This window comes from Magnetospirillum fulvum, assembly GCF_900108475.1.
Classification (GTDB): domain Bacteria; phylum Pseudomonadota; class Alphaproteobacteria; order Rhodospirillales; family Magnetospirillaceae; genus Phaeospirillum; species Phaeospirillum fulvum_A.
The window spans coordinates 378,333-402,323 of record NZ_FNWO01000001.1 but is presented as its reverse complement, the minus strand read 5'-3'; the positions used below and the strand labels follow the sequence as shown (position 1 = coordinate 402,323).

Genomic DNA, 23,991 nt, shown 5'->3' with positions numbered 1-23,991 from the left:
CAAGCGCGCCGGTGGTTTCCTTTCATCGATCGAACGGGTAAGGGGGAGGCGCGTGGTCCACGGTGCCGTCAACGTGTTTTTCCGGGCGCTGGGGCTGCTTCTGGTCGGCGGGCTGATCGGGGCGGCCTTGCTGGCCTGGCGGTTGTCGCAGGGGCCGATCGTGCTGGATTTCCTCACTCCGGCGATCGAGGACGCCCTGGCAGCCCGCGACGGGTCGCTGTCCGTGCGGCTGGGCACCACCGTACTGATGGCGGGAGACAGCGGCCGTCTGCTCGAAATCCATGCGTTCGACGTCCGCGCCTATGGACAGGGCGGCCAGCAGATTGCCGTCGTCCCCGACATGTCGTTCAATCTGAGCGGCCGGGCATTGCTGTCGGGGATCGTCGCTCCCAACGCGATCCGGCTGTACGGCCCCCGGCTGAAGCTGATACGCGATCCCGATGGGCGGGTCCATCTCGGTGTCAACAACCGGGCCGAAGAGGCCGATCCCAGTCCGGATTCCGAGGCGGTCGGCGATGCGATCCGCGATGCCCTGCTGGGCGATCCCGATCCGGCCAAGCCGGGACGGACCCTGCAATCGCTGACGATCCGCGCCGCCGAGGTGATCGTCGATGATCGGGTTCTCGGGCGACAATGGCGGGTTCCTGAGTCCGACCTGACCTTTCGCCGTGCCGAGTCCGGGCTGATCGTCACCGGACGGGCCAGACTGGAACTGGACGGCAATACGATCGGGCTGGATGTCGAGGCCTCTTATCGCAAGGATACCGAGACGGCCGACGGTTTGGCCCGTTTCTCGGCACTGCGTCCGGCTGTGTTGGCCCGGTTCGGCGGGATTCTGACACCGCTGGCAACGCTCGATCTGCCGTTGACCGGCTCGGTTCGGGTCAAATTCGACCGCGAAGGGCAGGTGGAGCGGCTGGACGTCGATCTGACCGGCGGTGCGGGCAGCATCACCCCACCGCCGCCGCTGGTCGAAAGCGTGATCCATCTCGACGGGGTCCAGGTGCGCGGCGGCTATGACCGCGCCAGCGGTCGGATCGATCTGGCCGGGCTGAAACTCGATTTCGGTGCGGGCTCGACACTGAACATGACGGGGGCACTGGAGGGGCTGGCGACCGCCGCCGGTGGCCCGGTGCGGCTCGACGCCGTGGTGCGCGATCTGCCGGTCGATCGGCTGCGCGATCTGTGGCCGCAAGGGCTGGGCCAGAACGCCCGCGACTGGGTGGTTCCTAACCTGTCGAAGGGCATCGTCCACGAAGCGACTCTGGCGCTGGCGGCTCATCTGCCCCCTGGCGGCAAGCCTGACGATCTGGTGCTCGATCATGTCGGCGGACTCATTCGCGCCGAGGGCGTTACCGTCGATTATCTCCATCCGATGCCGCCCGCGCGGGGGGTGGCGGCCAATGTGACTTACGACGCGCATTCGATGCAGATCGCCCTGACCGCGGGCGAGGTCTATGGCCTTAAACTGAAAGACGGTCTGGTCGGATTCACCGGTCTCGATCAGTTTGATCAATTCGCCGATATCGCGCTTACCATCGCCGGGCCGATTCCCGACGCGCTCCGGCTGCTCGACAGCCCGCCCTTGCGCTATGCCCAGGCGCTGGGGATCGAGCCGGGCAAGGCCGGGGGCGAGGCCTCCACCCGACTGTCGCTGAAATTCCCGCTGTTAAAGACGTTGCGGCTCGACGATCTGGAAATCCTGGCCCAGGCGTCGGTGAAGTCGCTGTCGCTGCCCAAGGTTGCGCTGGGGCAGGATCTGGATGGCGGTGCGCTCGAGCTTACCGTCGATGGCAAGGGGCTGGACGCCGCCGGTTCGGTCAGTCTGGGCGGGATGCCCGCGACGCTTGTCTGGCGCGAGAATTTCTCGGCGAAGGGAGCGCCCTTCCGCAGCCGCTATCATCTGAAGGCGGCCGCCGTTACCGACGAGCAGCGCCGCCGTCTTGGTCTTGACGCCGGATCGTTCCTGACCGGTCCGGTCGCGGCCGATGTCAGCGTCACTTTCGGCGATGGCGGCCGGGGCGATATCGAGGCCCGCCTTGATCTGGCTCCGGCGCGGCTGACCCTGCCCGGACTGGGTTGGACCAAGGAGCCGGGCAAGCCGGGCACCGCCGAGGCTTCGATCCGGCTCGACCGCCGCCAAGTCGCCACGATTCCCCGCTTTATCGTCCTGTCAGGCGATCTGGAGGCGCGTGGTTCGGCTGCGTTCGTCGCCGACAGCGTGTTACGGCGGGTCGATCTGTCGCGGCTGTCCTATGGACGGACCCAAGGCGAGGGCAGCGTGACCCTGCGCCAGGGCGGCGGCTTTGACATCGTCTTCACCGGCCCCAGCTTCGATGCCCAGCCGGTCCTGTCCGCGGACGAGGATCGCTCGAAGGACGCTAAGAAGTCGCCCCCGATGGGAATCGTCGCCAATGTTCAATCCCTGTGGGTGTCGGACAAGGGAGCGGTGCGTCAGGCCGCCCTGTCACTCCATCGCGACGCCCAGGATTGGCGGGCGCTGTCGCTGAAGGGCGTGCTGGACGGCGGCAAGTCGCTGTCGGCCACCCTGACCAGCGATGCGGCGCGGCGGCGCAGCTTTGCCGTCGTCTCCGAGGATGCCGGGGCGGTCGCCCGGACCTTCGACGTATTCGACGATCTGGTCGGCGGTGATCTGACCGTCGATGGATATATCGACGACAGTCGCGCCGACCAGCCGTTGATCGGTACGGTCAAGGTCGCCGATTATCACATCCGCAATGCCCCCGCTTTGGCCCGTCTGCTGACCGTCGCGGCACTGACCGGGATCGTCGATGTGTTGCAGGGCGAAGGGGTTGGCTTTTCGTCGCTGGACGCGCCGTTCGTCTATGCCAACGGATTGCTGGAGTTGAAGGACGCCCGCGCCTGGGGGGCCGCGCTGGGGATCACCGCCAAGGGCCAGATCGACCTCGACCGCTCGCGTCTGGCGATCGAGGGGACGGTGGTCCCGGCCTATGTGCTGAACAGCGCGCTGGGGCGGATTCCGCTGCTGGGCTGGCTGATCACCGGGGGAGAGAAGGGCGGCGGCGTCATCGCCTTCAATTACACGATGAAGGGAGCGGCGGACGATCCGTCGGTGACGGTCAATCCGCTGTCGGCGCTGACGCCCGGATTCCTCCGCAAGCTGTTCAACATCTTTGACGATGGCAGCGAGACGGATGCGCGCAAAAACGACAGCGGCGTCAAAGCGACGCCGTAAGCGGGGAGGGGGCTTCAGTCCTTGCCCGGTGTCCCTCCGCCCGAGGTGGCCAACAGCATGATCAGTGCGCCGCAGACCGCCGTGAGAAGCAGGCCGACATAGACGGCGAGCCCCAGCGGGCTGGTGGAGGGCGAGGGGTCGGCGACCGCGCCGGAGAACGCTCCGGAGGCGGCGATCGACAGGTAGACGACGATCAGTACCAGCCCGGCGGCAATCAGGCCTGAGAGTTTGGCGAGGACGCTCATCTTTGCATTACCCCCCAGACGGCAGAGAGATATCGCTAAACAGTAACAGGTTTTTACCCCGTCGGCGGTGCTAAATCGGGTGTGGCGGCTTTAGAACGGTCCCGACGGCGTTTTTTCGCCTGCATACGCAGGCTTTGCGATCAATCCGGCGATCGGGTGATCGAAGTCCTTTGCCATTTGCGACTTCACTGTTAATTGGAAAGGCCGGGCTGCGAAATCCGCTTTTGCCAATCCTGGCGAAAGCGATGACACTTCGACGAAGGACCCACAGGGACACTGTCCGGTATCCCTTACGATCCCCCGTTGGCCCGTGTTCTAAGGAGTCCGCATGCGCGAGATCCCCGTTCTGATCAAGCCCGGCGATGCCGATGCCCTGGCCGCCGGGCGGCATGGCGATCCATTCGCCGTTCTTGGCCCCCACCCTGCCAATGGGGGGGTGGTCGTGCGCAGCTTCCAGCCCCAGGCCGCCGAAGTTTTCGTTCTGGCCGGGGGCGAGCCGATCGCGATGACCCGGGTCCATCCCGACGGTCTGTTTGCCGCCCGTCTTCCCGACGATGGCGTGGCCGGATACCGTTTGCGGACGATCTGTCCCGATGGATTGGTCGAGGAGATCGACGACCCCTATCGTTTCCCGGCCCAGCTTGGCCCGCTCGACATCCATTTGCTGGCCGAAGGGACGCATATGCGCCTCTATCAGGTCCTGGGCGCGCATCCCCGCACCATCGATGGAGTCGATGGCGTTCTGTTCTCGGTGTGGGCGCCGAATGCCGAGCGGGTCTCGGTGGTGGGCGACTTCAATTCGTGGGACGGGCGTCGCCATCCGATGCGGCTGCGCCACGATGCCGGGGTATGGGAACTGTTCCTGCCCGCTCTCGGTCATGGCTCGATCTATAAGTACGAGATCGTCGCGCGCGGCGGCGTGATGCTGCCGTTGAAGGCCGACCCATGCGGCACCTGGGCCGAACGCTCGCCCAAGACGGCGTCGAAGGTCTGGCACCAGCCGAAATGGGAATGGTCGGACGCCGACTGGATGCAGTCGCGCCAGCGTCACAACGACCGCCATGCTCCGGTCAGCATCTACGAGGTGCATCTGGGCTCGTGGCGGCGCAATCCGTCCGACGGCAACCGGCCGCTGACCTATCTCGAGATGGCCGACGAACTGGTCGAGTACGTCTCGGCGATGGGCTTTACCCATGTCGAGTTCCTGCCGGTCCACGAACACCCGTTCGGGGGGTCGTGGGGCTATCAGCCGGTCGGGCTGTTCGCGCCGACCTCGCGCTATGGCTCGCCCGACGATTTCCGCGTTCTGATCGAACGGCTGCATCAGCGCGGCATCGGCGTCATCATTGATTGGGTTTCGGCCCACTTCCCCAGCGATCCGCACGGGCTGCATTGGTTCGATGGAACCCATCTGTACGAGCATCAGGATCCGCGCCTGGGCGTCCATCGCGACTGGAACACCCTGATCTACAATTTCGGCCGCACCGAAGTGATGAACTATCTGTGCGCCAACGCGCTCTATTGGCTGGAGGAATTCCACGTCGATGGGCTTCGGGTCGATGCGGTGGCGTCGATGCTGTATCTCGATTACTCGCGCGAGCCGGGCGACTGGCTGCCCAACCGTTTCGGCGGCAACGAGAATCTGGAGGCGATCGACTTCCTGCGCCGGATGAACCAGATGGTTTATGCCGAGCATCCCGGTGCCGTCACCATCGCCGAGGAATCGACCGCATGGCCGATGGTGTCACGTCCGGTCCATCTGGGCGGCCTGGGCTTTGGCTTCAAATGGAACATGGGGTGGATGCACGACACCCTCGATTACTTCTCGAAGGATCCGATCCACCGCCGCTATCACCACGACGAACTGACCTTCGCCCAGCTTTATGCCTATCACGAGAATTTCGTGCTGCCGCTGTCGCATGACGAAGTGGTGCACGGCAAGGGATCGCTGATCGGGCGGATGCCGGGCGATGATTGGCAGCGTTTCGCCAATCTGCGCGCCTATTTCGGCTTCATGTGGATGCAGCCGGGCAAGAAGCTGATGTTCATGGGCGGCGAGTTCGCTCAGGAGCGCGAGTGGAACGTCGATTGCAGCCTCGACTGGCATTTGCTCGACTCCCCCCGTCACCTCGGCGTCAGCCGTCTGGTGTCCGACCTCAACCGGCTCTATCGCACCGAACCGGCCCTGCATCAGCTCGACAACGACCAGCGCGGCTTTGCCTGGATCGATTGCAACGACCGCGACAATTCGGTGCTGAGTTGGCTGCGTCGGGGCGTCGATCCGCACGATTGCGTCATCGTCGTCGGCAGCTTTACCCCCGTCGTGCGCGAGGGCTATCGGATCGGTGTGCCCGAATCCGGCTTCTATCGCGAGATTCTCAATACCGATTCCGAATGGTATGGCGGGGCCAACATTCACAATAACGGCGGTGTCGAGGCCGAGGACGTGCCCTGGCACGGCCATAGCTGGTCAATCCTGTTGCGTCTGCCCCCGCTGTCCGTCTCGGTATTCAAGCGCGACGGATAAGGGTAGTATCGTCCTGCCCGACATCTTCACGAAGACGATTGTCGTCATATTAGAGGTGTGCCGCATCAAGGTTTCCGTTTCTCCCCCCAGCCGCCCGTCGAGGATTACATGAACGCCCGCCGCCTTTTACCCGGCTCTCCGAACCCGCTGGGAGCCACCTGGGACGGCAACGGCGTTAACTTCGCGCTGTTTTCCGCCAACGCCCAGCGGGTAGAACTGTGCCTGTTCGATAGTCGCGGTCAACGCGAGATCGAACGGGTGGTTCTGCCCGAATATACCGATCAGATCTGGCACGGCTATTTGCAGGACGTGCGGCCGGGCCAGCTCTACGGCTATCGCGTCTGGGGGCCTTACGACCCCAATGCCGGCCATCGCTTCAACCCGCACAAGCTGCTGCTCGACCCCTATGCCAAGGCGTTGAGCGGCGAGCTGACCTGGACCGACGCCCATTTCGGCTTTCGCGTCGGCGGCCCGCGCCAGGATCTGGTCGCCGACCGCCGCGACAATGCCCGATTCATGCCGAAATGCCGGGTGTTGGACACCGCGTTCACTTGGGGCGACGACCGCCGTCCTGCGGTGCCGTGGTCGCGGACGATCGTCTACGAGGCCCATGTTCGCGGTCTGACGATGGCCCATCCCGGGGTGCCGCCAGCCTATCGCGGCAGCTTTCTCGGTCTGGCCCAGCCCGGCGTGATCGGTCATTTGAAGTCGCTGGGGGTGACCAGCATCGAATTGCTGCCGATTCAGGCGATGGTGGACGAGCGCCACCTCGTCGAGAAGGGGCTGCGTAATTTCTGGGGCTACAACACGATCGGTTTCTTTGCCGCCGATCCGCGCTATTACGTCACCAGCGCCCATCGCGACTTCAAGAGCATGGTCCAGCGCCTGCACGAGGCGGGGATCGAGGTGATCCTCGACGTGGTCTACAACCACACCGCCGAGGGCAACCATCTGGGGCCGACCCTGTCGTTCCGCGGCATCGACAATGCCAGTTATTACGTTCTGCGTGCGGGCAATCCGCGCTGGTACGAGAATTATTCCGGCTGCGGCAACACGCTGAACCTGACCCATCCCCGCGTGTTGCAGATGGTGATGGATTCGCTGCGCTATTGGGCCGAGGAGATGCGGGTCGATGGCTTCCGCTTCGATCTTGCCTCGGCGCTGGCACGCGGCCGCAACGGCTTTGATTCCGGCGGGTCGAGCTTCCTCGACGCGGTGCGCCAGGATCCGGTCCTGTCGCGGGTGAAGCTGATTTCCGAACCGTGGGATCTGGGCGGCGACGGCTATCGGCTGGGACGCTTCCCGCCCGGCTGGTCGGAATGGAACGGGCGTTACCGCGACACCGTCCGCCGCTTCTGGTCGGGCGAGGGGGGGATGATCGGCGATCTGGCCTCGCGTCTGACCGGCTCGGCCGACCTGTTTTCGTGGGGCGGCCGCCGTCCCACCGCCAGCCTCAACTTCGTTACCTGCCACGACGGCTTCACCCTGCGCGATCTGGTGACCTATCAGCGCAAGCGCAACGAAGCCAATGGCGAGGGCAATGCCGACGGCACCGATTCCAACTATTCATGGAATTGCGGCCATGACGGCGAGAGCCCTTATCCCGAGATCACCGCGTTGCGTCAGCGCCAGGCCCGCAATCTGTTCGCCACCCTGCTGCTGTCGCAAGGGGTGCCGATGATCCTGGCCGGGGACGAATTGGGCCGGACTCAGAACGGCAACAACAACGCCTATTGCCAGGACAACGCGATCGGCTGGGTCGATTGGAACAATGTCGATGAGGAGATGCTGGCCTTCGTCCGCATCCTGATCAAGCTGCGGCGCGACAATCCGGTGTTCCGCCGCGCCCGCTTCCTCGAAGGCAAGCGCCTGCCCAATCTGGTTCTGAAGGACATCATCTGGGTCACCCCCGAGGGACGCGAGATGACCCAGGCCGATTGGACGCTGCCCTACGCCCGCTCGCTGGGCTTCGTCCTGGGCGGTGGCGTGGCCGGGATCGACGAGCCCAAGGGGCTGGAAGAGGCGGGCGACACCTTCCTGGTCCTGATGAACGCCTATCACGAATCGGTTCCCTATATCCTGCCGCCCGCGACGCTGGGGCAGGCGTGGGAGGTGGTGTTCGACACCGCCGAGACTCAGACCGGATTGCCGTCCGGAACCTGGGCCGCTGGAATCACCTATGCGCTGAGGCCGCGGTCGCTTGCCGTGCTGCGCGGCGTCAGCGGCGGACGGGGTTTCGTCCGCGACATACAGGAAGGAAACGGGCCATGACCGGGATTTCAGCCCTCGACCGGCTGGCAAATCTTGCCGGCATCGAGGACGGATGGTGGGACTTCTTCGGTCAGTGGCGGGTGGTTCCGCCCGAGACAAAGCGGGTGTTCCTGGCGGCGATGGGCTTTCCCGCCGCCGACGAGTCCGAGGTCAAAGCCAGCCTGTCCGTGCTGGAAACCCGGCCGTGGCGGCGCTGGATCGACCCGGTCCGGGTGCTGGAGGAAGGCTCGGGCGCGCCATCGCTCGCGGTGGTTCTGCCGGTCGCGGCCGATGGGCAGGTCTTTTCCTGGCGGCTCGAAGAAGAATTGGGGATCGTCCATAGCGGCAGCTTCCGTCCCGCCGACCTCGGCGACGGCGAGGTGCGAAGCGTCGATGGCGTCGTCTTGTGCCGCCGTTTCCTCGCTTTGCCCGCTTTGCCGCCGTCCGGCTATCACCGTCTGGTTCTGACCGGGCCGGAGGGGGCGCGGGCCGAGCAATCGCTGATCGTCGCGCCGTCGCGGGCCTATGTTCCCCCGGTGCTGGCGCAGGCGCCGGGAGCCTGGGGCATCGCCACCCAGATCTACGCTCTGCGCTCGCCGCGCGATTGGGGGTTGGGCGGCTACGAATCGCTGGCCGAACTGGCCGAGGGGGCGGCGAAGCTGGGGGCGTCCTGCATCGGGGTCAATCCGCTCCACGCCCTGTTTCCCAGCCAGCCCGAGCGCTTTAGCCCCTATGCGCCGTCGAGCCGGATGTTCCTCAACACCGCCTATATCGACATCGAATCGATTCCCGAATTCGCCACCTGCCGCGAGGCGCGACGGCTGTATGCCGCCCCGGCGTTCCAGGCGATGCTGGGTCGGGCGCGCGAGCCCGGACTGGTCGATTACGACGCGGCGGCGCGGCTGGCCCGACCGATCCTGGAGGCGCTGTTCCGCGCTTTTCGCCAATCGGACGATCAGGCCGCGTTCGAGGCGTTTCGCCACGCTGGGGGCGAGCGCGCCCGTCAGTTCGCCCTGTTCGAGGCGCTGCACGAGACAATGATCGCGGCGGGGACGCCTTATTGGCGGACGTGGCCCGAGGATCTGCGCCGTCCCGGCGCGGCCGGGGTGGTTCGCTTTGCCGCCGAGCATGAGGACCGGATCGCGTTCTATCACTGGCTGCAATTCGTTGCCGACCGGCAGTTGGAGCGGGCGCATCGCGCCGGAACCGATGCCGGGGCGGCGATCGGGCTCTATCGCGATCTGGCGGTCGGCATCGCCGGAGATGGCGGCGAATCCTGGCTGGAACAAGACAGTCTGGCGCTGGGCGTCTCGGTCGGTGCCCCGCCCGATCCGCTGGCGCTCAAGGGCCAGGATTGGGGCCTGCTGCCGTTCAACCCGCTGGCGCTGCCCGAACGGGCCTATGCCCCGTTCATCGCGGTGATGCGGGCCAACATGCGTCATGCCGGGGCGTTGCGGCTGGACCATGCGATGGCGTTGCAGCGTCTTTATTGGGTGCCGCCGGGCCTCTCCGCCGATCAGGGGGCCTATGTCCGCTATCCGGTCGAGGATCTGTTCCGGTTGGTGGCGCTGGAAAGCCGCCGCAACCGCTGCCTGGTGATCGGCGAGGATCTCGGCACCGTTCCCGACGGATTTCGCGAACGGATGGTGCAGGCTGGCATCTTCGCCTATCGGGTGATGGTGTTCGAGAAGGAAAACGCCGACCGCTTCCGCGCCTCGGATCGCTTCGACGAGCAGGCGCTGGCGATCTTCGCCACGCACGATCTGCCCTCGGCGCGGGCATGGTGGTCGGGTCACGATATCGACCGGCGCGAGGCGCTCGACCTCTATCCCCGTCCGGGGCAGGCCGATGAGGAGCGGGGGCAGCGCGCCCATGACCGCGTCGCCCTGGTCCGGACACTGGCGGGCGAAGGCGTTCTGTCGGGCGATTTTCCGATCGCGGGGGATCTTGCTGACGATCGGGCGGTCGAACTGGCCGCCGCCGCTCACGCCTTTCTCGGGCGGTCGCGGTCGCGGCTCGCGATGGTTCAGATCGAGGACGTCCTCGGACTCGATCTCCAAATGAATTTGCCGGGCACCACGACGGAACATCCGAACTGGCGGCACCGCTATCCGCACGACACCGCCGAGATTCTGGCCGACGAGCATATCCGTTCGTTGGCTCGGGGCTTCGCGGCACGCGACGGACGGCGGCCCCTGTTCCAACCGGGCGGGGACAGCGTATAACCACTCTTGCTCAAATCCGCGATTTCGTGAAGGAATGGCGGGAAAGAGGTTTTTATGGCGGGCGGGAAAAAATCGATGAATAAAGCAGAGCCTGCGGCGGCACATTCGTCACGCGACGATGTCGAGGGGCTGAAGACGGCGATCAGCAGCCATCTTCTCTATACCGTTGGCAAGGAAGCGGTCACCGCGACCGCGCGCGACTGGTTTCTGGCGGCGGCCCATGCGGTGCGCGACCGCGTTACCCAGGGCTGGATGCCGACCCTGAATGGCTATTACCGAGCGGATTCGAAGCGGGTTTATTACCTGTCGATGGAATTCCTGATCGGTCGCACCCTGGTCAACAGCCTGATCAATCTTGGGCTGTACGATGCTGTGCGCGAGGCGCTCGGCGAATTGGGACAGGATTTCGAGGAAGTCGCGGCCTGGGAGGTCGAAGCGGCGCTGGGCAATGGCGGCCTTGGCCGTCTTGCCGCCTGCCTGCTCGATTCGATGGCGACGCTGGGTGTGGCCGGGTTCGGCTATGGCATCCGGTACGATTACGGCATGTTCACCCAGCATATCGAGCATGGCTGGCAGGTCGAAAGCCCGGAAAACTGGCTGCGCTACGGCAATCCATGGGAATTCCCCCGTCCGGGCGTGATCTTCCCGGTCCGCTTCGGCGGTCGGGTGATTCATTTCCGCGATAGCCGGGGCTATAATTGCTCGCAATGGGTCGATGCCGAAGAAGTGATGGCGATGGCCTATGACGTGCCGGTTCCCGGCTTCGGCGGCAAGAGCGTCAACAATCTGCGGCTGTGGTCGGCGAAATCGACCCGCGAGTTCGATCTCAAATACTTCAATGCCGGTAATTATATCGAGGCCGTTCGCGACAAGAACGAGTCCGAGACGCTGTCGAAGGTGCTCTATCCCTCCGACATGACCGAGCGCGGCAAGGAACTGCGGTTCAAGCAGGAATATTTCTTCGTCGCCGCGTCGATCCAGGACATTCTGGCTCGCTTCCGCAAAAGCCATTCCGATTGGGAAAAGCTGCCCGACAAGGTGGCGATCCAGCTCAACGACACCCACCCGGCGATGGTGGTGGCCGAATTGATGCGGGTGCTGGTCGATGAGCACGAACTGCCGTGGGAACGGGCGTGGGAGATCACCCGGGGCTGCTGCGCCTACACCAACCACACCTTGTTGCCCGAGGCGCTGGAGACCTGGTCGGTCGATCTGTTCTCGCGGGTTCTGCCGCGCCATCTCGAAATCGTCTATCAGCTCAATCACGAGTTCCTGCAAGGCGTTCGCTATCGCCATCCCGGCGATGCCGAATTGCTGAACCGGGTGTCGCTGATCGCCGAAGGGGGAGATCGCCGGGTGCGGATGGCCCACTTGGCCGTGATCGGCAGCCACAAGGTCAACGGCGTCGCCGCGATCCATACCGGACTGATGAAGAGCACGATCTTTTCCGATTTCGAGCATCTGTCGCCCGGCAAGATCATCAACCTGACCAACGGCGTCACGCCCCGGCGCTGGATGCTAGCCTCCAATCCGCGTCTGTCGGCGCTGATCACCCAGAAGATCGGCGATGGCTGGTACACCGATCTCGACCAGTTGCGCCGTCTCGAACCCTTTGCCGACGATCCCGAGTTCTGCGCCGCCTTCGCCGAGATCAAGAACGCCAACAAGCGCGATGTCGCGGTGATGATCTCGCAGCGTTTGGGCATCGGGGTCGATCCCACCTCGCTGTTCGACGTTCAGGTCAAGCGTATCCACGAATACAAGCGTCAGCTGCTTAACCTGCTGCACGTCGTGGTCCGCTATTCCCGCATTCGAGCCAATCCGTTGCTGGAATCCCAACCCCGCACCGTGATTATCGGCGGCAAGGCGGCTCCCGGCTATCACCTTGCCAAGCTGATCATCAAGCTGGTCAACGACATCTCCGAAGTGGTCAACAACGACCCGCTGGTCGGTCGGCGGCTGCGGTTGGTGTTCTTGCCCAATTACAACGTCTCGACCGCCGAACTGGTGATGCCCGCGGCCGATCTGTCCGAGCAGATTTCGACCGCCGGAACCGAGGCGTCGGGCACCGGCAACATGAAGATGGCGATGAACGGGGCCTTGACCATCGGCACCTGGGACGGCGCCAATGTCGAGATCTGCGAAGAGGTCGGCGAGGAAAACATGTTCCTGTTCGGGCTGACCGCGCAGGAAGTCGCTCGTTACCGTGTCGATGGCTATGACGCCTGCGCTGCGGTGCGGGCCGACAAGGAACTGGCCTCGGCGCTCGACATGATCGGAACCGGGTTCTTCTCTCCCGACGAGCCCGACCGCTATCGCGCCCTGATCGACACCCTGACGGTGGGCGGCGATCATTATCTGCTCACCGCCGATTTCGCACAGTATCTCGCGGCGCAGGAACGGGCCGACCGTACCTTTGCCGATCCCGATCTGTGGGTTCGCAAGGCGATTTTGAACGTCGCCCGGATGGGGAAATTCTCGTCTGACCGGACTGTTGCGGAATATGCCCGCCAGATCTGGGGAGCCTTGTAGGCGAAAGGTTCGACCGGTCGGGAGGCGAGGCGTTGCCTCTTCTCCCGACCGGAGCCTTCGATCCGGGCGGTCGTCCTGTGAGACTGGGATCGACCGCTTTTTTTATTCCCCGCTATGCCGGAGCATCAGGGTGCGGACCCGCTCCAGCATCGCGGTATTGGCCTCGTTGGCTTGGGCCGTGATCGCTTCGGTGTCGGGAGTAGGCTGCGGCGCTGCGGTCGGACGGGCCAACGGGGCGGTCGTCCGGGGGGCGGGAACCGGAGAGGGCCGGGGCGCGGTCATCGAGGTTCGTTCCAGCGAGGGCGGCAGCGTGTCGCGTTTCAGGCTGTCGATCTCCAGCCGTCCCATCACCGCCAGCAATTCATAGGCGGCCTGATACATGTCGAAATAGGCCCCGGTATAATTGATCCGGGCGTCGTTGATGCGGGTTTCCTCGTCCATCACTTCCTGGACGGTGGCCTTCCCGGCCTCGCGCTTGCGCTTTTGCGCTTCCCACACTTCCTCGGCGATGTTGGCGGCGTTTTCGAGCAGGTCGAGACGCTGGCGGGCGGTTTCCAGCTTGTGCCAGGCGGTGCGGGCCGCCTCGGAGATCTTACGGCTGGTCTGAAGACGGTTGTCGCGGCTGGCGGCGTGGTCCCATGAGGCCTGGGCGACCTGAGCGTTGGTCTTGAAGCCCGAGAACAATTCCCAATTGGCGACCAGCAGCACCGACCAGTCGCGGCGGACCCCGATCACCGCGTTCTTGCCGTTTTCGTAATCGGCCTTGCCGACCAGATCGAGGGTCGGCCAATAGCCTGCCTCGGCCCCGCGCCGCCGCTCGTCGGTCAGTTCGATGCTGCGCGTCGCCGAATCCAGGGTCGGGTTGCCCTTTTCGGCGGCGGCGAGGACGTCGTCGATGCTGTCCGGGATCTGGTCGAGCGGCATCGGCGGATCGGTCAGGGCGGCGACGTCGGGAGCATGGCCGAACACCTGGGTATAGCGGGCGACGGCGGTGTGAAACCCGCCTTCGAAATTGACCCGGCGCTCTTTGGCGATCTGGAGCCGCTGCTTCGCCGCCAGCACGTCCGAGGTGATGCCCGATCCCTTGCGGACCCGTTCGTCTTCGAGATTGAGCTGCTCGGCGACCTTGCGCTCGTTCTCGCGCGACAGCGCGACCAGCCGGGTCTGGCGCAGGATGTCGAGATAGGCGGTGGTCCCTTCAAGCAGGGTGGTCTGGCGGGTGGCGTTCAAGTCCGACGTCGAGATGTCGCGGCCGATCTTGGCCGCATCGACGGCGGATTCCGTCGCGAACCCGTCGAAAATCTTCTGGGTGACGGTCAGGTTGGCAGTCTGGCGCTGGTCGTTGAACGGGCGTCCCTGGACCGAGCGACGATCCGGGCTGTCGATATATTCGTTGCCCTGGTCGCCGCCAGCCCGCACCGTGGGGTAATAGCCCGCCCGCGCGGCACGGATTCCTTCCGTGGCGGAATTGACCGCCTTGGTCTTGGCCTGGATCTGCGGGTGATTGGAGATGATTTCGCTTAACTCATCCTCTAAGGTTGCCGCTCCAGCGGACCACGCGCCTATAAAGAAAAAAAAGGCTAAAAGGGAAATTGACCCCCGACTGCATCCAATAGCCATTGCCCCCCGCCCGGCTAAACCCTTAAACAGGTGGGAATCTATAGCATTCATCGAGACGAAGTCGATAGATATGTCCATGAATCCGTTTATCTATGCGGTTCGGAGATAGGGCGAAGACCCGGTTCGCGGTTATCAACGGGGTTGACGCCGCCGTCTGTAATCGGCGTGATAGAAGAACAGAGATTTCGTTCGCCATCGTTACGAGGAGACGCTGTCGGTGCCGGTCAAGTGGCGGGGCCCCTTTCCTTGGCTTGCAGCGGCTTTTGCCGTCAATGTCGTGGTGATCGTCACCGCGGGGGCGATGCTGTCGCGCGGCCCGCTGGTTTCCGAATCCTTCACCGCGCTGATTCTGGTCACGCTGGCCGGGGCCGCCACCCTGTTCGCGGTATCTTGGAAAATCATCGACTTTCTGGTGATGCGGAGCATCTGCAAGATGGCGGCCGAGGTGCGGGCGATCGCCTATGGCGGTGAGCGGTCCGGTATTGATCCCGAACGCTTCGCGATGATTTCGCCCCTGCCCGAGGCGGTTAACGAGATTTGTGCCCGGATGGTTCGGGCCAGGTCGGACCTGGCCGCCGGTTTGTCGGCCGCCACCCGCCGGTCCGAGGAAAATTCCAACCGGCTGGCGGCGATCCTCAACGATCTGCACGAAGGCGTTCTGGTCTGCAATCAGCGGCATCAATTGGTGCTGTATAACGAAGTCGCCTTCGACCAACTCCGCGCCACCGCCGAATTGGGGCTGGGGCGTTCGCTGTTCGAGACCTTGTCGCGCGAGCCGGTGGTTCACATCTTCGACCGTCTGTGCGGCCATCTCGACCGGTCGGCCCGGGGTGTTCCATTTCTGGCCGGGACGGTCGATGACCGGATGCTGTTCCAGGCCCGGATGAGCCTGGTCCGCACCGGCGCCGGTCCGGTGACCGGCTATGTCGTCACCCTGGTCGATGCCGCCCCGCAATTGGCCGGGCTGGCCGGGCGGGCCGAGTTGCTGCGCGAGGCGGCCCAGACGATCGAGGCTCCGCTGGCCCGGATCGCCGCCGCCGCCAGCGAGGCCCCCCAGACGCACCGCGATTGCCTCGACGTCAGCCGCTCGGTGCGGCGACTGACCGAAGGCTATGACCGCCTGTTGTCCTCGTGGTGGCCGATGGCCGATATCGTCTCGACCGAATTGTTGTCGTTCGTCTGTTCGCGCCTGAACGGCGATATTTCCGCCACCGTGATCGGGTTGCCGGTGTGGCTGCACGGCGACTCGCACTCGCTGGTCCTCGCGATCGAAACGCTGGTCCGCCGCACCGCCGAGCAGGTGGGCATCGCTGCGGTCGATCTGTCCGCCGGGGCCGACGAAGAGGCGGGCTGGGTCGAATTCAGTTGGGTCGGCGAAATGATCGAGCTTGCCGATCTGGAGCGTTGGCTGGGGCGGCCGCTGTCGGCGCTGGGAGGGATCACCCTGCGCGACGTGCTGCTCCACCATGCCGGAGCGACACCGGACATGCGTCGGACCCACAGCGGTGGTGCCGTCCGTCTGCCCGTTCCCAAGGCGATCGAGCAGCGGCGGCACGACCGTCCGGCCCTGCCGGCCCGACCGGAATTCCACGATCTTGCTTTGCTGGAGCAAGCTCGCGAGACCGGCGCGTTGGGATCACGACCGCTGAAATCGCTCAGTTTCGTCGTGTTCGACACCGAGACAACCGGCCTGCAACCATCCCAGGGCGACCGAATCGTCTCGATCGCCGGGGTGCGGATCGTCAATGGACGCATTCTGTCGGGGGAAAGCTTTAACCGCGTCGTCAATCCCGGACGGCCGATTCCAGTTGAATCGATCCGCTTTCACGGCATCACCGACGCGACGGTCAAGGACAAGCCGCCCGCCGAGGTGGTGTTGCCGCAATTTCGCGCCTATATCGCGGATTCGGTCCTGGTCGCCCACAACGCCGCCTTTGACCTTAAATTCCTGCGGATGAACGAGCGGGCGATCGGGCTCAGTTTCGATAATCCGGTGCTCGACACGATGATTCTGTCCAGCTATCTCGACGGGCCGGAAGCGGGCCATTCGCTCGACGTGATCTGCGAGCGCTATGGGATCGTTATCACCGACCGCCACACCGCGCTGGGCGACGCGATGGTGACGGCGGCGGTGCTGCTGTGCCAGATCGACGCCCTGGAAGGGCGCGGGATCGTCACCCTGGACCAAGCGGTCAAGACCCTGGACATCATCCGCATTCTGCACGACCGCCAGCGGGTGTTGTGATCCTCGCAATGGACCGAGGCCATGGGGCGGTCGGTCAGCGGTAAAGCTCGGCGACGATCCGATCGGCCAGATCGTTGACGATTTTGGTCATCGCGGCAGCGATCGCCGGATCGTCCATCGTCGCAGCGCTCTCGCTGAAGGTGGCGTGTTCCCAGGAGGATTTCTTCGCGTTCTCCTGTCCGGTGATCGACCAACGCGCCGACAGAACGCAAATCGTGTCATGGATATCAATCCGCTCGACATCGACGGCGATGCGCCACAAGGGCGCGGCGATCGGGTGGTTCGTCACCATGCGGTTGGGCAATTGCCGTGACACGGCGGCGGTCAGGGCATCGGTCAGCCCGAGCGAAAGGCGTTCTCCCCACCGTCCGCTTGGGCTGGGGGTCAGTTCGTGGGGACCGATGCGGCGAAGGATATCGGTCGAATCGAGATAATCCGGCACCGTTACTTTTTTCAGTTCGATGGTGGCAAATCCGGTCTGGGAATGCCGAGCCGGATTAGATGGCGGCGGGTCGCCAATCACAAATGTTCGGGGGGGAGGGTGCAGGCCGCATCCCGCCAGCGCCAAGCTTCCCATCACCGCCGCAATCGCCAGCCATCGCCGGGAGAAACGGGTCAACGGCTTGTGTCCTTCCCTAACTGAAGTGCGCTTTGGCCCTGATGGCAGACTGCGGTGCCGCTTTGTGCAGCGACGAGGCACCCGGCCTTGTTCGAGGCGTCCAATCTCTGGAGCTAGATTTGGTCTGCTTCGCTGCCAATAAAACTAAGTTTAGTAATTTATTGACTAAAATCAAGCTACGGAATATACTCCCTTCGTCAATATTATTTGAATGTAAATATTCACCTATTTCAAGATTGTCATCCTCGAATGAGGATGTCCGTCTGATTCGAGGTTGAGTTTGATGTGATCCTACATTGAGTGCCGGATCGTGCCGAACGTCCTTCGACGGAATTCTTATGGCTTCTGCTCTAAGTATTAATCGAGGCGTGAGTACATTCCGATACTATCTATCGCCCAATGAAATCGGCAATGCTACGTCAGAAAATAATTGAAACGGGCAAGATGTAGTTGCCCAGTTAAGAAAAGGGAGAGTCATGAATAGAGACCGCATTGTCGGATCGGCCAAACAGGTCAAGGGTGCGATCGAGCAGGTGACCGGTCGGATTCTTGGTGACAGCAAGCTTTGTGCCGACGGCATGAAGGACGAGGCCGACGGAAAGGTTCAGAATAGCATCGGTGGGCTGAAAGATGCTTTGAAGAAGTAATAATATGCCCAAGTCCAGGGATATCCCCTCTATTCCTGGTTATTTATACCCCATGCTGGCGCCCCTCTCCGCCGGCATGGGAGTTTTTTAGGGTAATTATTTATTTTATAATAGTTAATATTATCAATGACGTGGGGTGGCTATGTCGCGAAAGTTATTTTCGGTGGCGATCGGATCAATCGCGGCGATTGGCGTCTCTCTTCCTATTGATGCCAAGGCCGACGAGTTTGGCCGGTTGAGTCTGCTGGAGGAGAACGATTCTCTCTACGATACGTCTGACAAGCACTTTACGCAGGGGCTGCGGCTGAGTTTCCTCTCTCCCGACATCGCATCGAACAGTGCCTGGAACGGTCCGTTCGATTTCGTCGGTGCCTTGGCGCCGCTCTTTTCATCCGCCCCGAAGGCGGGGGATCGGTCCCGTCGCTACGCGATGTTTGTCGGGCAGAGCATCTTCACGCCAACCGACAAGACAACGACGACGCCCGATCCGACGGATCGCCCCTATGCCGGCTGGGCCTATGTGGGGGTCAGTTTGCTTCAGGAAACCAACCGCAGCACGCTCGATCACCTCGAAGTGACGATCGGCCTGGTCGGACCGGGAGCCTTGGGCAAGCAGGCCCAGAACGATTTCCATCAGTTCATTGGAGCCGCTCCGGCTCATGGCTGGAGCTACCAGCTTCGCAATGAGCTGGCGGGGATGGTCAGCTATGAGCGGCTTTGGCGGGTGCCTCTGTTCAGTGCCGCCGGTCTTAGTTTCGATATTGTGCCGCAAGCGGGGGCGACGATCGGTACCGTTGCCACCTATGGGGCTGCGGGCGGAATGATCCGGTTCGGTCGAAACCTCCAGGCCGATTACGGCCCGGCGCGCATCCGCCCCGCTTTGTCGGGCACCGACTATTTCGACGCCGATCACCTCGACGGCAATTTCGGGTTCTATGTCTTTGCCGGGACGCAGGGCCGGATCGTCGGGCGGAACATCTTTCTTGACGGCAATACGTTCCGCTCCGGGCCAAGCGTCGATAAGAAGCTGTTTGTCGGAGATCTCCAGGCCGGGTTGTCCCTGTTCTGGTCGAACGACATCCAGGCCGTGTTCAGTGCGGTTCGCCGCACGCGCGAATACGACAACCAGCCCACGCCCGACGTCATCGGAACCGCATCGCTCTCGTTCGCGCTGTGATGCGGATTCCGTCCGGCGGGTTTCTCTCTCTAGGAAAGGATCGTCTGATGATTGCCTTTACCTCTCAGGTGCGGGGATTGATCCCGCTGGCGACGACGATCATGGTCGGAATGCTGGTGGCCTCGTGTGCTCCGGTTGCGACCGCGCCGCAACAGGTGCAATCGAATCTGCCGAACGTGACCTATCGCTATTCCGCCGACCAGGATCTGGTCCAGGCCAACCAGAGCGCGGCGTCCTATTGCACGCCCTATCAGTCCGTGCCGCGGGCCAAGATGTTTTCCACCGATCCGGATGGCAGCAAGACCGTCGTTTTCGAATGTGTCCGTGTCGCGATAGTCCCGGTTCCGCTGCCGGTTTCTCCTCAGACCTACAATCCTAACCTGATCTACAGCTTCCGCTCTGACCAGGAGTTGGTCGATGCGTCGCGAAGTGCGCAGAGCTATTGCCTGAGCAATGGGGCCGAGCAGGTTATCTCCACCATCGGCACCAGTGCCAGCGGGCTTCGCACCATTACGTTTCAGTGCGTACCGCATTGATCCAGGGGCCGTGATGCCGCCTCTGGCGGCAGACGGCTAAACCGGCAGATGCCCGCGCCAAGGCAGAGAGGCGAGACGGCGGCGCAGACGCGCCACTCGGGCATCTGTAATTCTCGTGAGTATATTCCGTCTCTTTTACTTCATTTGGCTGACATCCCATATTCAGGATAGATGTCTTCTGATGTGGGGGAGATGGATCTGATCGCTATTCTAGAGCCTTTTCCATTCAAATGGAATCGGCTCTAGGATTTTGCCGAAGGCCGCAGCCCCTCCGGGGCTAGCGTGGCTCAAGCGCCGCTCGGGCTTGTCGCGCATTTCATTCTGACTTCGTTTGAGTGGAATGCGCTCTAGATAGCTAAAGGAAAGATCATGAATACCAGATATCGATATGTCGGCAGGGCCTTGATGGTATTTGCCGTATCGGGCGTTATCGCGGGCTGTACCGTTTTTTCGGGCCGTGAAACCGCCGGCGAATATGTGGATGATGCGACGGTCACAACCAAGGTCAATGCACAAATCGTGAACGATGCGTCGTTGAAGTCTTCTCAGATTAATGTGGAGACAATGCAGGATATCGTTCAGTTGAGCGGATTTGTCGATTCGGCCAGGGCCAAGGAGCGTGCTGGAGAAATCGCGAGAAATGTTGATGGGGTTCGTTCGGTAAGAAACAATATTATTGTGAGATAGCCGTTTTTAAAAAGGCGGGCCGCAGCAATGAAGATAATCAACCTCTCCCTAATGGCGGTGGCTCTGTCGTGTGTCTTTGCCTGGGGCGTCCTTCAGATATCGGCGCCTGCTGATGCGTCTGAATGCCTTGGCGGGGATAAAATCGACGGATCCACAATACAGTCAGCTCGGCTGAAAATGAAAAAAGCGGGCTTTGAAAACATTCGCGACCTCAAGAAGGGGTGTGACAATTTCTGGCATGGATGGGCTCTCAAGGACGGGAAGGTCGTCCATATTGCTTTATCCCCTCAGGGTCTTGTCATGGTTGAGGGGAATTGACGGCGTTTGCCGTTTGGGTGGCCACGGGCTGGAAATATGAATACGGGAAAATCTAAGATAATTATCGAATTGTAATCCCGTCAGCTGAATTACTCTTTACCAAAAGGAGCTTGGCCATGTTTTTCGAAATAGTGGTTATCGTCGTAACGTCTATTGTGTTTCCGATTATCGGAGTCAGGCGTGGCGGCTTGTGCGGTCGGTTGTAAGCGATCAAAAATACCGCCGTCAACGGTGGCTTATTTTGCCGCTTAATCGTGCAAAATATCTCCGATACATCTTTCCGAATCAACACGTCTATCTGGGGTGATATCCATGAATATTCAGGCAATCCCAGTAGAGCCGATCATCGCTTTGGTGGCTGGAGTTGTGATTCTGATTAGTCCAGGATTGCTGAATTATATCGTCGCGATCTATCTGATCGTCATTGGTCTGATCGGAATTTCGCAACGCCTGATCTCGTAGGTGTGATCGGTGACGGCATCGGGTCGTCGTCCGAATGATCGAGGCGATTCCGCCAAGGCCGACCCGCGCGGCCAGACACACCTTGAGATTGTTCCGAATTCAGAATGTCCTCATTCTCTCGCCAGGTCGCGACCCGTTTCACGCGGCGCGGCCTGGGACAGGATGTCCGCCTCGCGTTAAAAATCAACAGGCTCTGGGCAAAAACTCCGGTTCGACGGCTTGACCGGGCTCTGACATTCCTCCAGCATGGCGCCGCAATTCCACGACGCAGAAAGCGGGGCCATGCGCCTTACCTTGCACACCGATTACGCGCTTAGAGTGATGATCCATGTCGGAATGCGCGACGGCGATCTGGTGACGATCACCGAGATTGCCGAATGCCACGGCATATCGAAGAATCATCTGACCAAAGTGGTCCATCACCTGGGGCGGGTCGGGTATCTGGAAACCGTCCGGGGCAAGCATGGCGGAGTCCGGCTGCTGAAGCGGCCGGACCAAGTCCGTCTGGGCGAGTTCATCCGCGCCACCGAGGAAGATTTCGCCCTGGTCCGTTGCATGCGGTGCGACAGTGAGGAGGGCTGCCTGCTGGAAGGGCATTGCCTTGCCAACCGCGCCTTGTCGGCTGGACTTGACGCCTTCTTCCACGAACTCGATCGGTATACTCTGGCCGACATGCTTGAGCGCGAACGGGAGGCGGCGCAATAGCGTCTGGTAGTTCCGCTCGAACGCGATTCGGTGTATCTCTGGAAAGATTACAGACCCTGGAGGTTCCCCCCCGATGTCCACCTTCACCGGCGCCGATAACGAAAACGAACTCAGGGTCATCAACGAATTCCTCGACGAACTGCGCGATACCGCCAGCCAGCTCCAGGTTTTGCTCGGCAATCTGCGCTCGCGCAGCGTCCCTCTGACCGAGGGACTGGCCACCTTGAAGCGCGAGGCGAGCAATCTGCGCAGCCACGCCCACGGCCTGAACCTGCCGATGATCAAGCTGGTCACTCATCGTCTTGACGAATATGTCGGCGAGTTGAAGGGGCTGGGCGATTCCGAGATCGACGAGATTCAGGTCTTTATCGACCGGATCGAAAAGCTGGCCGATGGCGAGGCGGTCGATGAGGCCGACGCTCCGGCGGTGGTCCGTGCCTTGCCCGCCAAACGCTCCTCCGATGTCGATTTCGGCAAGATCGAGAAGAAGAACGTCGAAATCCTGCTGGTTCTGCCGGAAAAGGCGATGGCCCGGATCGTCGAGCGCGAATTGGCCAATTGCGGCTATCGCACCTCGGTCGTCCGCGACGCTTTTGCCGCGGTCGAAACGGTGGTGCGGACCCGTCCCGACATGGTGCTGGCGGCGATGGAACTGGGGCTGTTGACCGGGACCGATCTCGGCTGCGCCTTGGCGGCGATGCCTGCGACCGAAAGCATTCCCTATGCCGTGCTGACCAGCTACGAGTGGGGCAGTCCCAAGCTGAAAGGTTTGCCGCCGCGAGCCGCCCTGGTGCGCAAAGGCCCCCAATTCTCCGACGATCTGGCGGAAACCCTGGCCCGGTTCGACATCACCTGAGCGACTGATTTTCCTGTTTCTCCTCCCCTTGACGATTTTGGCTGCGCCCCTAAATCAAAGATGCGCGGTCGCCGATCTTGGGGCCGACGCGGCGGTGCCGACGGCACCGTCCCGATCTGGTTGCTTCGCAAAGGAGAACTGGCCATGCGTACCTTCGATCTTTCCCCCCTGTTCCGGTCCACCGTTGGGTTCGACCATCTCAACCGGGTGCTGGATGCCGCGACGCGCATCGACGACGCGGCGCTGTCCTATCCTCCCTACAACATCGAGAAGCTGGGCGAGGATCGTTACCGCATCACGATGGCGGTTGCCGGGTTCGGCGAAAACGATCTTGAGCTGACGGCGAAGGGCAACAGCCTGCTGATCGCCGGCAAGGCCCGCAAGGAAGAGCCGCAGGCTCAGTATCTGCACCGCGGCATCGCCGGTCGCTCGTTCGAGCGCCGCTTCGAACTGGCCGACCATATCCGGGTCGATCAGGCGTCGCTGGTCAACGGGATGCTGTCGGTCGATCTGGTCCGCGAGATCCCCGAGGCGATGAAGCCCCGGACGATCAAGATCGAGACTCCGGCCGAGCCGCAGCTGATCGAAACTCAGGCGGCGTAACCCGCCGTCGGGCGGCACCTCTGTCCCTGGCCTGCGGAACAAGCCGGGCAGAGGTGCCGCTATATCCCTCGGCATTGATCCGCTCAGGCGCGCGACGCTTTGGGAGTCTTCTCGAAGCCCTTCTTGGCGGGCAGTCGGCTCGCGTCGAACAGCGACGGAGGGGGCGCGACCGCCTTCACCGCCGTCTTTGGCTTTTTGGGCTCGCGACCGGTGCGCTTTTGTCCTTTGGCCATGTCTATGATCCTGTCAACGGAGAGGGGGGCGGAGATTTTAGTCCTGGCCGGGCGTCGGGTCGTCTTGGTGCGGGTATCGAGGCGACATGTCCGTCGCTCCATCCTGCGGGTCGGCGAGACGCTATCCCAGACGATCCTTGATCATGGTCCAGATGATAATGCCGATTGCGAGAATGAAGGGGACCGCGATCGGAGGCGTCAGTAAGTCCTTTGAGGAAAAGGGTCGATCATTTTCTTCTCTTTCCATTGGTTTTTCCGATTCAGCGATGTGTTTTCTCGCAATTAAT

At 62.4% G+C, this 23,991-nt stretch carries 19 protein-coding genes; 15 read left to right on the top strand and 4 right to left on the bottom strand.

Annotated elements, in window-relative coordinates; translation table 11 throughout:
• The first annotated feature begins 52 nt into the window (after positions 1–52).
• Positions 53–3,217, top strand: coding sequence for a YhdP family protein (locus tag BLW40_RS01750; protein ID WP_074764875.1), 3,165 nt, complete (start codon positions 53–55; stop codon positions 3,215–3,217).
• Positions 3,218–3,231: 14 nt separating this feature from the next.
• On the opposite strand, the gene BLW40_RS01745 is transcribed toward BLW40_RS01750, so the two are convergent.
• On the bottom strand, positions 3,232–3,462 hold the full coding sequence (locus tag BLW40_RS01745; RefSeq protein WP_074764873.1) for a hypothetical protein: 231 nt from the start codon (positions 3,460–3,462) through the stop codon (positions 3,232–3,234).
• Positions 3,463–3,790: 328 nt separating this feature from the next.
• Here BLW40_RS01745 and glgB point away from each other — a divergent pair, with 328 nt between their 5' ends.
• From glgB to BLW40_RS01725, 4 genes are all read left to right on the top strand, one after another.
• Positions 3,791–5,989, top strand: a complete 2,199-nt coding sequence (gene glgB, locus BLW40_RS01740) for a 1,4-alpha-glucan branching protein GlgB (protein ID WP_074764870.1) — start codon at positions 3,791–3,793, stop codon at positions 5,987–5,989.
• 108 nt (positions 5,990–6,097) lie between these two features.
• Entirely contained in the window at positions 6,098–8,260 is a 2,163-nt protein-coding gene (glgX, locus tag BLW40_RS01735) for a glycogen debranching protein GlgX (RefSeq protein WP_074764868.1), read from the top strand.
• Positions 8,257–10,464, top strand: a complete 2,208-nt coding sequence (gene malQ, locus BLW40_RS01730; protein WP_074764866.1) for a 4-alpha-glucanotransferase — start codon at positions 8,257–8,259, stop codon at positions 10,462–10,464. Before glgX ends, malQ begins: the two co-directional genes overlap by 4 nt.
• A 75-nt stretch (positions 10,465–10,539) precedes the next feature.
• Positions 10,540–12,996 carry a glycogen/starch/alpha-glucan phosphorylase gene (locus tag BLW40_RS01725; RefSeq protein ID WP_074765098.1) on the top strand — a complete coding sequence of 819 codons (2,457 nt, stop codon included), beginning with the start codon at positions 10,540–10,542 and terminating at the stop codon, positions 12,994–12,996.
• Between the two features lie 102 nt (positions 12,997–13,098).
• Here the strand turns inward: BLW40_RS01725 and BLW40_RS01720 are convergent, their stop codons facing one another.
• Positions 13,099–14,616, bottom strand: coding sequence for a TolC family outer membrane protein (locus BLW40_RS01720; RefSeq protein ID WP_083386572.1), 1,518 nt, complete (start codon positions 14,614–14,616; stop codon positions 13,099–13,101).
• Between the two features lie 217 nt (positions 14,617–14,833).
• Between BLW40_RS01720 and BLW40_RS17840 the strand changes: the two genes are divergently transcribed.
• Positions 14,834–16,861 (top strand): 3'-5' exonuclease, encoded by a 2,028-nt coding sequence (locus BLW40_RS17840; RefSeq protein ID WP_244511019.1) that lies wholly within the window; start codon positions 14,834–14,836, stop codon positions 16,859–16,861.
• Between the two features lie 34 nt (positions 16,862–16,895).
• Here BLW40_RS17840 and BLW40_RS01710 read toward each other — a convergent pair whose 3' ends face one another.
• Positions 16,896–17,480, bottom strand: a complete 585-nt coding sequence (locus BLW40_RS01710; protein WP_139305452.1) for a PqiC family protein — start codon at positions 17,478–17,480, stop codon at positions 16,896–16,898.
• Positions 17,481–17,956: 476 nt separating this feature from the next.
• Here BLW40_RS01710 and BLW40_RS01705 point away from each other — a divergent pair, with 476 nt between their 5' ends.
• From BLW40_RS01705 to BLW40_RS01665, 9 genes are all read left to right on the top strand, one after another.
• Positions 17,957–18,127, top strand: coding sequence for a CsbD family protein (locus BLW40_RS01705; RefSeq protein WP_074764861.1), 171 nt, complete (start codon positions 17,957–17,959; stop codon positions 18,125–18,127).
• A gap of 142 nt (positions 18,128–18,269) precedes the next feature.
• Entirely contained in the window at positions 18,270–19,304 is a 1,035-nt protein-coding gene (locus BLW40_RS01700; RefSeq protein ID WP_074764859.1) for a lipid A deacylase LpxR family protein, read from the top strand.
• A gap of 47 nt (positions 19,305–19,351) precedes the next feature.
• Positions 19,352–19,840 (top strand): hypothetical protein, encoded by a 489-nt coding sequence (locus tag BLW40_RS01695; RefSeq protein ID WP_074764857.1) that lies wholly within the window; start codon positions 19,352–19,354, stop codon positions 19,838–19,840.
• Between the two features lie 369 nt (positions 19,841–20,209).
• A complete protein-coding gene (locus tag BLW40_RS01690) occupies positions 20,210–20,527 on the top strand; it encodes a BON domain-containing protein (RefSeq protein WP_170834508.1) in 318 nt (105 codons plus the stop codon).
• A 27-nt stretch (positions 20,528–20,554) separates the two neighbouring features.
• Complete coding sequence (locus BLW40_RS01685) at positions 20,555–20,845, top strand: hypothetical protein (protein WP_074764853.1); 291 nt, start codon at positions 20,555–20,557, stop codon at positions 20,843–20,845.
• Between the two features lie 312 nt (positions 20,846–21,157).
• Positions 21,158–21,307 (top strand): DUF3096 domain-containing protein, encoded by a 150-nt coding sequence (locus tag BLW40_RS01680; RefSeq protein WP_074764851.1) that lies wholly within the window; start codon positions 21,158–21,160, stop codon positions 21,305–21,307.
• Between the two features lie 282 nt (positions 21,308–21,589).
• Positions 21,590–22,012 carry an RrF2 family transcriptional regulator gene (locus tag BLW40_RS01675; RefSeq protein ID WP_074765092.1) on the top strand — a complete coding sequence of 141 codons (423 nt, stop codon included), beginning with the start codon at positions 21,590–21,592 and terminating at the stop codon, positions 22,010–22,012.
• A 73-nt stretch (positions 22,013–22,085) separates the two neighbouring features.
• Positions 22,086–22,868 carry a response regulator gene (locus BLW40_RS01670; protein WP_074764849.1) on the top strand — a complete coding sequence of 261 codons (783 nt, stop codon included), beginning with the start codon at positions 22,086–22,088 and terminating at the stop codon, positions 22,866–22,868.
• Positions 22,869–23,012: 144 nt separating this feature from the next.
• Entirely contained in the window at positions 23,013–23,471 is a 459-nt protein-coding gene (locus tag BLW40_RS01665) for an Hsp20 family protein (RefSeq protein WP_074765090.1), read from the top strand.
• Between the two features lie 83 nt (positions 23,472–23,554).
• Here BLW40_RS01665 and BLW40_RS17570 read toward each other — a convergent pair whose 3' ends face one another.
• Complete coding sequence (locus BLW40_RS17570; RefSeq protein WP_170834507.1) at positions 23,555–23,704, bottom strand: hypothetical protein; 150 nt, start codon at positions 23,702–23,704, stop codon at positions 23,555–23,557.
• Positions 23,705–23,991: the final 287 nt, after the last annotated feature.